At 68.5% G+C, this 8237-nt stretch carries 8 protein-coding genes; 2 read left to right on the plus strand and 6 right to left on the minus strand.

Going from position 1 to position 8237, the window contains the following annotated elements:
- From RMO12_RS00310 to RMO12_RS00335, 6 genes are all read right to left on the minus strand, one after another.
- Nucleotides 1–359, minus strand: a 359-nt coding sequence (locus RMO12_RS00310) for a hypothetical protein (protein ID WP_309637780.1), incomplete at its 3' end; no start/stop codon positions are given.
- A gap of 16 nt (nt 360–375) precedes the next feature.
- Entirely contained in the window at nt 376–1128 is a 753-nt protein-coding gene (locus tag RMO12_RS00315; RefSeq protein WP_309625366.1) for an SDR family oxidoreductase, read from the minus strand.
- Nucleotides 1129–1246: 118 nt separating this feature from the next.
- Nucleotides 1247–2041, minus strand: coding sequence for a 2-oxo-3-hexenedioate decarboxylase (gene dmpH / locus RMO12_RS00320; protein WP_309625365.1), 795 nt, complete (start codon nt 2039–2041; stop codon nt 1247–1249).
- Complete coding sequence (gene dmpE, locus RMO12_RS00325; RefSeq protein WP_309637781.1) at nt 2038–2835, minus strand: 2-oxopent-4-enoate hydratase; 798 nt, start codon at nt 2833–2835, stop codon at nt 2038–2040. The genes dmpH and dmpE overlap by 4 nt, the downstream gene beginning before the upstream one ends.
- 12 nt (nt 2836–2847) lie before the next feature.
- Nucleotides 2848–4308 carry a 2-hydroxymuconic semialdehyde dehydrogenase gene (locus RMO12_RS00330; protein WP_309637782.1) on the minus strand — a complete coding sequence of 487 codons (1461 nt, stop codon included), beginning with the start codon at nt 4306–4308 and terminating at the stop codon, nt 2848–2850.
- 172 nt (nt 4309–4480) lie between these two features.
- Complete coding sequence (locus RMO12_RS00335) at nt 4481–5548, minus strand: aromatic ring-hydroxylating dioxygenase subunit alpha (protein WP_309637783.1); 1068 nt, start codon at nt 5546–5548, stop codon at nt 4481–4483.
- A 356-nt stretch (nt 5549–5904) separates the two neighbouring features.
- Here RMO12_RS00335 and RMO12_RS00340 point away from each other — a divergent pair, with 356 nt between their 5' ends.
- Both RMO12_RS00340 and RMO12_RS00345 read left to right on the plus strand, forming a co-directional pair.
- Nucleotides 5905–6612, plus strand: a complete 708-nt coding sequence (locus RMO12_RS00340; RefSeq protein WP_309637784.1) for a response regulator transcription factor — start codon at nt 5905–5907, stop codon at nt 6610–6612.
- Nucleotides 6613–6628: 16 nt separating this feature from the next.
- Complete coding sequence (locus RMO12_RS00345; RefSeq protein ID WP_309637785.1) at nt 6629–7975, plus strand: ATP-binding protein; 1347 nt, start codon at nt 6629–6631, stop codon at nt 7973–7975.
- Nucleotides 7976–8237 lie beyond the last annotated feature (262 nt).

Below are 8237 nucleotides of genomic sequence, written 5' to 3' on the forward strand. Positions count from 1 at the left end.
CCGCCGATCGCCCAGTTCTCGGGGGCGATCGGCCAGCAGCCGCCGCGCACCGTGTCCCGATCGGCGTTCAACTCGCGCACGACGATGTCGGTAAAGCCGCTGAGCAAGCGATGTCGCTCTTCCAGCGACCTCCCCTGCAGCACGAGAAAGTGAAAGTAGGGCGCGCGCGCGCCGCTCTGGCTGACCCGCACGCCGGCCACCGCCGCCAGGCCCGGCGGGTGCAGGTTGATGAACACCCGCACCCTGTCGATCGGGCAGGCAAGCACCTCGGCGTAGAGGCGACTCGACTCGATCAGCAAGCGCTCTAGCTGATGGTCCTCGTAGGCCTTGTCCGCCAAATGAAACTCAACGATGGGCATGCTGGGATCTGTCGTATCAAGGCAAGCCGCGTCGGCGCCCTGCGTCCATGAAAAGCGTGCTGCCGGCCAGCGCGTCGGCCTCGGGCGCCAGCAGAGTGGCAATCGCCCAGGCGACCTGATCGACGGTCGTAAAGGCGCCGATGGCCGACTCTTTTTTCATGCCGGCCAGAACCGCTTCTTCGCTGATGCCCTCGCGCGCGGCACGGTCCGCGGCGATGCGCCGCAGGCGGTCGGTGTCGGCCGGGCCGGGGGCCAGCAGGTGCGCCGTCACGCCGCGCTCGCCGTAGGCCCACGAGAGCTGGCGCATCAGGTTGGCCAGGGCTGCATTGGCCACGCCGGCCGTGGCCGCATAGGCGGTGGGCTCGAAGCCGTAGTGCCCGCCGATGGCCACCAACCGCGAGCCCCGCACCAGGCCATGATCGACGGCGCGCACCAAGCGCATCATGCCGCCGACCTTGATGTTGACGGCGTCGACCACGGCCTGGGTCGGGGCGACGAGCACGCCGCCGGCCGTGGGCACGCCGGGCCCATGGACGACCATGCGCACCGGACCTTCGGTGACGGCCCGAAGGGTGTCGATGGCGTCGTCGTGCGCCATGTCGCAGGCGCAGGCCACCACACCGGAGACCTCGCCCGCCAGCGACCGCACGGACTCGGCGCTGCGCGCCACGGCCACCACCCGCAAGCCGCTGGCGGCGAGCCGCCGGACGATGGCTTGGCCCATGGAGCCGGTGGCGCCGACGACGACGGCGGTTTCGATGACGGTCATGTCGTGAACCTCGTTTCAGGAATCATGGTTGGACTGATGCGCTCGCCTGCGGTCACCGCGCCCAGGGCAAGGGGCTCGGCGCCACGCGTGGAAATCGGGAACCCGGGTCGCGCCGCGGCTAGATAAACCGCACCGACACGCTGCCAAGTTCCTGGTAGCGCGCCACGATGCTGTCGCCGGGTTTGACGGCGACGGCTTCGGTGATGCCACCGCTCATCACGAAGCTGCCCGCGGGCAGCTCTTCGTCGAGTTCGGACAGCACCTTGACCAGCATCGCCACGGCGTCGGCCGGATGGCCGAGCACGGCGCCCGAGGCGCCGAGCCCGACGATTTCGCCGTTTTTCTCCATCACCATGCCCAGGGTGCGCAGATCGATATCACCGACGGCGCGCGGCCTGCCGCCCGCAACGAAACGCGCCGACGAGCCGTTGTCGGCCACCACGCTGGCCAGGTCGAACTTGAAGCCCGAGAAGCGCGAATCGATGATCTCGATGGCCGGCAGCACGAAATCGGTGGCCGCCAACACCTGCTCGCGCGTGCAGTGGGGGCCGGACAAGCTCGCCTTGGTCACGAACGCCACCTCGCACTCCACGCGAGGGTGAACGAGGTCGTCGGTGCGCACTGCGGAGTTCTCGGCGCGCGCCATGTCGGACATCAAAAAGCCGATCGACGGCACGTCCACACCCATTTGCACCATCTTGGCCTTGGAGGTGAGCCCGGCCTTCCAGCCCACCAGCCGATGCCCGCGCGCGATCCAGCGTCGGCGTAGCTCGGACTGCACGGCGTAGCCGTCGGCCAGGCCCATCTGCGGGTAGTCATCGGTGAGTTTCTGGATCGGCTTTGCGCTCAATTGCGCGGCCTCGACGCGGTCGGCGAGCCTTGCGATGTCGTCGCGATTCAAGGTGGGCTTCACAGCGCGCTCCTGCCGAAGAAGTTGGCACGGCAACTGCCCAGGCCGCCGATATGGCAGACCAGTTCATCGCCGTCGCTCACCGCCACCAGCGACGACTGTGAGCCCGAGAGAATGACCTCGCCGGCCTTGAAGGGCATGCCCAGGCGCCCCAGGGTGTTGGCGAGCCAGACCACCGCGTTGACCGGCGAGCCTTGCACGGCCGCCCCCACGCTGGTGGAAAACAGCTCGCCGTTTTTCTCGAGCACCATGCCGGCCAGGGTGAGGTCAATCTTGCGGGGATCGCCCTTCACGTCGCCGAGCAGGAACACGCCGCACGAGGCGTTGTCGGCCACCGTGTCCTGGATCTTGATCTTCCAGTCGCGGATGCGCGAGTCGACGATCTCGAAGCAGGGCGTGACGTAAGCGGTGGCGCGGATCACGTCCATCACGGTCACGCCGGGCCCGACCAGGTCGCGCTCCAGCACGAAGGCGAGTTCGGCCTCGGCCTTGGGCTGGATCAGCGCTGCGAGGTCGACGCCCTGGGCCTGCGTTCTGGACATCGCCGACGTGAGTTGGCCGAAGTCGGGCTCGTAGACGCCGAGAAAATCCTGGATCGGCTTGCTGGTGACGCCGATCTTCTTGCCGACGACCCTCTCGCCGGCCTCGATGCGGCGCGCCACCATGCGCTGCTGAATGCCGTAAGCCTGCACCACCGTGATGCCGGGCTCGCGCTCGAGCAGCGGTGCCACCACCTTGCGGGCCACGAGCGCCTCGTAGAGCTCGTCGCCATAGCGGTCTATCGTTTGCTGGTCCATGCCGTGCGTGCCTCAGTATTTAATGCAGACGTTGCGCAGGTCGGTGTAGAACTCGAGCGAATGCACGCCGCCTTCACGGCCGATGCCCGATTGCTTGGAGCCGCCGAACGGGGTGCGCAGGTCGCGCAGGAACCAGCTGTTGATCCAGGTGATACCGACCTCCACGCCGTCGGCCATGCGGTGAGCGCGCCCGAGATCGCGCGTCCAGATCGTGGTTGAGAGGCCATAGCGGTTGTCGTTGGCCAGGTCCAGCACCTCCTCTTCGCTGTCGAAGGGGCGCAGGTGGCAGCAGGGGCCAAAGATCTCCTCGCGCACGACGGTGGCGGTCTCGGGCAGGCCGGTCCACATGGTCGGCTGCACCCAGGCGCCTTCGGCCAGTTCGGCCGGGAGCGGGGGAACGCCGCCGCCCGTGACCACGGTGGCGCCTTCGGCCACGGCGCGCTCGTAGTACGACAGCACCTTGCGCTTGTGTTCCTGGCTGATGAGCGGGCCGTAGTTCGCGCCCGCATCTTTGGGGCGACCGTATTTCACGCTCTCGCAGCGCAGCTTGAGCGCCTGCACGAAGCGGTCGAAGAGCGGCCGCTCGACGTACACGCGCTCGGTACCGAGGCAGACCTGGCCGGTGTTGAGGAAGGCCGAGCGGAAAATGCCGTCGACCGCGGCATCGAAGTCGCAGTCGGCGAACACGATGCCCGCGTTCTTGCCGCCGAGCTCGAACGACACGTCGCGTATGCCGTCGGCGGCCGCCTTCATGATGGCCGCACCGGTGCGGGTTTCACCGGTGAAGGTGATGGCGTCGACGCCGTCGTGGCGGGTGATGAATTCGCCGGCCGCGGCGGGGCCGAAACCGTGGACGACGTTGTAGACGCCCTTGGGCACGCCCACCGCGTTCATCACTTCACCCAGCAAGGCGGCGGTGGCGGGGGTTTCTTCGGAAGGTTTGACGACCACGGTGTTGCCACAGGCGAGCGCCGGCCCGACCTTCCAGGTCATCAGCAGGAAGGGCGCGTTCCAGGGGCTGATGACGCCGATCACGCCCTTGGGCTTGCGAATGGCGTAGTTGAGGGCGCCGCGGCCGTCGGGCGTGTCCATCTGAAACGCCTCGGTCGCAACGTTCTTGATGACATCCGCGAAGATCTTGAAGTTGGCCGCACCGCGCGGCACGAAGGCATGCGCGATCACATGGTGAGGCTGGCCGGTGTCGGCCTCCTCGGCGGCCACGAAGTCATCGAAGCGGCGCGTGATCTCGTCGGCCACCGAGTGCAGCATGGCGACGCGCTTTTCGGTGCTCATGCGCGACCAGTCGCCGCGCAGTGCTGCGCGCGCCGCGGCCACCGCCGCGTCCACCTCGGCCTGGCCGCCTTCGGCCACGCGCGCGATCAGGCGGTTGTCCAGCGGGGAACGCTTCTCGAAAGTTTGGCCGCTGGCGGACGGCGTGTATTCGCCGTTGATGAAATGCTGGATGGTCTGCAAGCTGGGTCTCCTCGAGCCCGCGCCGTCACAGGCGAGCAGGCGGGGCCGGTCAGTTTAGAAACCAGCCGCCGCGGCGGTCCAATACCTTTTGTCCGTCCGCCCGATACCTGCGGCATCTCGTCGGCAATGATGCGGGGCCAAGCCGCGCCGTCGCGTCATTGAAAGCGACGAATCACACCGTCGCGGCGATGGGAATCGCGCGCTTCTCCGCGGCGGCTTCTTCCTTCAACATCTTGTCGAGCAGCCACAACATCTTGCCGGGCCCCGCGTCATGCACGATGTCGATGGTCTTGAAGTCGGGCTTTTCCGAGATGTTGCGGTGCTGCGCCTCGAGCGTGAGCTTGTCTTCGAGAAAGGCCGCGTCGATCGCTTCCTTGAGCAGGTCGCTCAAGCCCGGGGAGTCGGTCGCCCTGCTGGCGCCCCATGAGTAGTAGTACTGCACCGAGTCGGCGTCGCACGGCGTGACCGCCTGGCAAGAGTAGGAGTCCAGCACCAACTGCCCATCGGACGGCCCCTCGGTGGCCGTGCCGGCAACGTACACCTTGAAGTGCAGGACAAAGTTGCACGGCACGGAAAACTGCACGTCGAAGTGCAGGTCGAAGCGCATGTCCGGCGGAAACAGGTGCTGCGCGAAGCGCGTCACCGGCACGTTGCGAAGCCAGATGTCGCTGTCGATACCGCGCGGACGCATGGTCATGCGGGGCCGCACGAGTTCGTATTCGCGTGTGCCGCCAAAGGTCGCATCGTGAACCCACGCAATGTGCGTGAGATCCATTAGGTTGGCGATCTCGAGGCGGTAATTGGTCTTGACGTGCACCTGGGACGTCTTGATGTTCCAGCCCGCGTCGCCGGGTCCGACCGAAAAGCAGATCAGCGCGGGGTCGGCCTTGACCGCGTCACCCATCCAGACCCAGATCCAGTTGTCTTTTTCGACGACCGGAAAGGCGCGCACGCATGCCCGCTCGGGGATCGTCGTCTGGCCGGGAATTTCGTTGCACTGGCCGTCCGGGCCGAACTTCATGCCGTGGTACATGCAGCGCAGCGAGTCGCCTTCCTTGCGGCCCAGCGAGAGGGCGGCCTGCCGGTGCGGGCACCGGTCCTCGAGCGCCACGACCGCGCCATCGAGCTTGCGATACAGGACGACCGATTCGCCGGCGATTCGCCGCGAAAGCACGGCGGTCTTGCCCTGGCTCAGCTCATGGTCCCAACCCGCGCAGTACCAAGCGTTCTTGACAAACATGATGGCCTCCTGGACCCAATGGTTGCACTCTTGAGAGTGCCGTCGAGCCGGGACCCGATAAAAGTTCGGCGAAGATAAAGCCGACCTCGGGAGCAGTCCAGTACTTTTGTTATCCCGGCGAAAAACCGCCTCGGTATCGCGCGGCGCGCGGCGCGTGGCTCGACAGGCCGGCGCTGCCGCCGCGGCCGACACCGCAGCGGATCGAAGCCGGCGCCGGAATGGGTCGGCGGCAACGGGTAAACCATGATGCTTGCGCTGCCGCACGGCGGCGCGATAGTCGATCCGCATCTGCGCTAGCCTCTCGGGCAGCGCCCCCGCACGAGGGGCGCCTGGTCGAGGCCGGAGGTGCGGGCGAAATGCGTTTGCTGCTGGTCGAGGACGACCGAATGATCGGCGAGAGCCTGCGCGCTGCGCTCAAGCTCGAAGGGCATGCGCTGGACTGGGTGCGCGACGTGGCGGCGGCCCAGGCGGCGCTGGCGACCGAGCGCTTCGACCTGGTGCTGCTCGACCTCGGCCTGCCGCCCGAGCGTGCATCGGCCGGGCCCGCGGTCGACGTGCCCGCCGGCAGCGAGGGCCTGGCCGTGCTGCGCGGTCTGCGTGCGCGCGGCGACACCACCCCGGTGATCGTGATCAGCGCGCGTGAGGCGCTCGGCCAGCGCGTGGCCGGCCTGGACGCGGGCGCCGACGACTATCTCGTCAAGCCGTTCGAGTTCGACGAACTGCAGGCGCGCATCCGCGCCGTCTCGCGCCGCCATGCCGGGCGCGCGCAACCGCTGCTCGCGCACGGCGACGTGACACTCGATCCGGCCACGCGCCAGGTTAGCCAGGGCGGCCGGCCGGTCACGCTCTCGGCGCGCGAGTTCGCCGTCCTCGAAGCGCTGATGACACGCCCCGGCGCCTTGCTCTCGCGCGCGCAGCTCGAAGACCGTCTCTACGGCTGGGGCGACGCGGTGGAAAGCAACGCCGTGTCGGTCTACATCCACCAACTGCGCCGCAAGCTCGGTGCCGATTTCATTCGCAACGTGCGTGGCGTCGGCTATTTCGTCGGCGGCGCCGTAGTGTGAAAAGGCCCTGGTCTGCATGAACTCGCTGCGTGCTCGCCTGCTGCTGTTGCTGGGCGCCTTGCTCACGCTCGCGGCGGTGGTGATGGGCGGCGTGACCTACCGCACCGTGCTGGCCGAGACCGAGGCGCTGTTCGACTACCAGTTGCGTCAGATGGCGCTTTCACTGCGCGACCAGGGTGAGATCGCGCCCGACCAGGCGCGCGCGCTGGCCGACGAGCAACTCGATTTCGTGGTGCAGATCTGGACCGCCGACGGCCGCAGCATCTATGCCTCGCGCGCGCACAGCGCGCTGCCCACGCGCGCCTACCTGGGTCTCGCGCACGCGTCGGTGGCCGGCGAGACCTGGCGCACCTTCAGTGTGGCCACGCGCGAGCGCGTGATCCAGGTCGCGCAGCCGCTGCGCATCCGCCAGCAACTGGCGGCCGACGCGGCGCTGCACAGCGTGCGCCCGCTGCTGTGGGTCTCACCGCTGCTGGCGTTGGCGATCTGGTGGATCGCGCTGCTCACCCTGAGGCCCTTGGGGCAGGTCGCTCTCGACGTGCGCCAGCGCAGCGAAGCTTCGCTCGAGCCCTTGCCCACGCGCGGCCTGCCCGACGAGATCGCGCCGCTGGTCGAAGCGCTCAACGGCCTGCTGCAGCGCCTGGGCCAGAGCCTCACCACCCAGCGCGCCTTCGTGGCCGACGCCGCGCACGAGCTGCGCTCGCCGCTCACCGCGCTCAAGCTGCAGTTGCAGTTGCTGCGTCGCTCGCCGCGCGACGCGGCGCGTGGCGTCGCCATCGATGCGCTCGCCGCCGGCATCGATCGCGCCGCGCGCCTGGTCGAGCAGTTGCTCACCCTGGCGCGCAGCGAGCCCGGCTCGGGGGCACTGGTGAGCGAGCCGCTTGACCTGGGTGAGGTCGTGCGCCAGGCGCTCGCCGACACCGTGCCCTACGCCGTCTCGCGCGGCGTCGAGCTGGAGTTGCTGGCCAGCGAGCCGGTGGCGGTGAACGGCGATGCCGCCGCGCTGGCGGCACTGGCGCGCAACCTCGCCGACAACGCGGTGCGCCACGCGCCAGTCGCAAGCACCGTGCAGATGCGCGTGTTCAGCGACGCCGGCCTGGCCACGCTGCAGGTCGACGACGCCGGGCCGGGCATCGTGCCCGAACAGCGCGAGCGCGTGTTCGATCGCTTCTATCGCCACGGCGGCGGCGAGGGCGCAGGCACCGGCCTGGGCCTGGCGATCGTGCGCAACGTCGCCACCGCACACGGCGCGAGCGTGGAGCTCGGCGATTCACCGATGGGCGGGCTGCGGGTGAGCGTGCGCTGGGCCGGTGTGACTGCCGTGCCCGCCGGGCAGCGGCTGGGCAAGGAACCGGCGCAGTAGCTTGGGCGACACCCACCGCGCGCACCGCAGCCGACGAGCGCCGGTCCGCCCGTCCGCCCGCCCGAGTCCGCCCCTCTTAACTTTCGCTTCACGCTCGTCTAACCGTGGCTTAACCGCGCTGGCCTACCTTGTCGGTCATGCGGACGCTGGGCTCCGCATCCACCCGAACCAGGAGTCAGAGCATGCGAATGAAGTCACTCAGCGCCGCCATGGTGGCCGCCGGTGTGTTGGCGGTCGGCACGGCCGGCGCATTGGAATGGGG

Source organism: Methylibium sp. (assembly GCF_031393925.1).
GTDB lineage: Bacteria > Pseudomonadota > Gammaproteobacteria > Burkholderiales > Burkholderiaceae_C > Methylibium.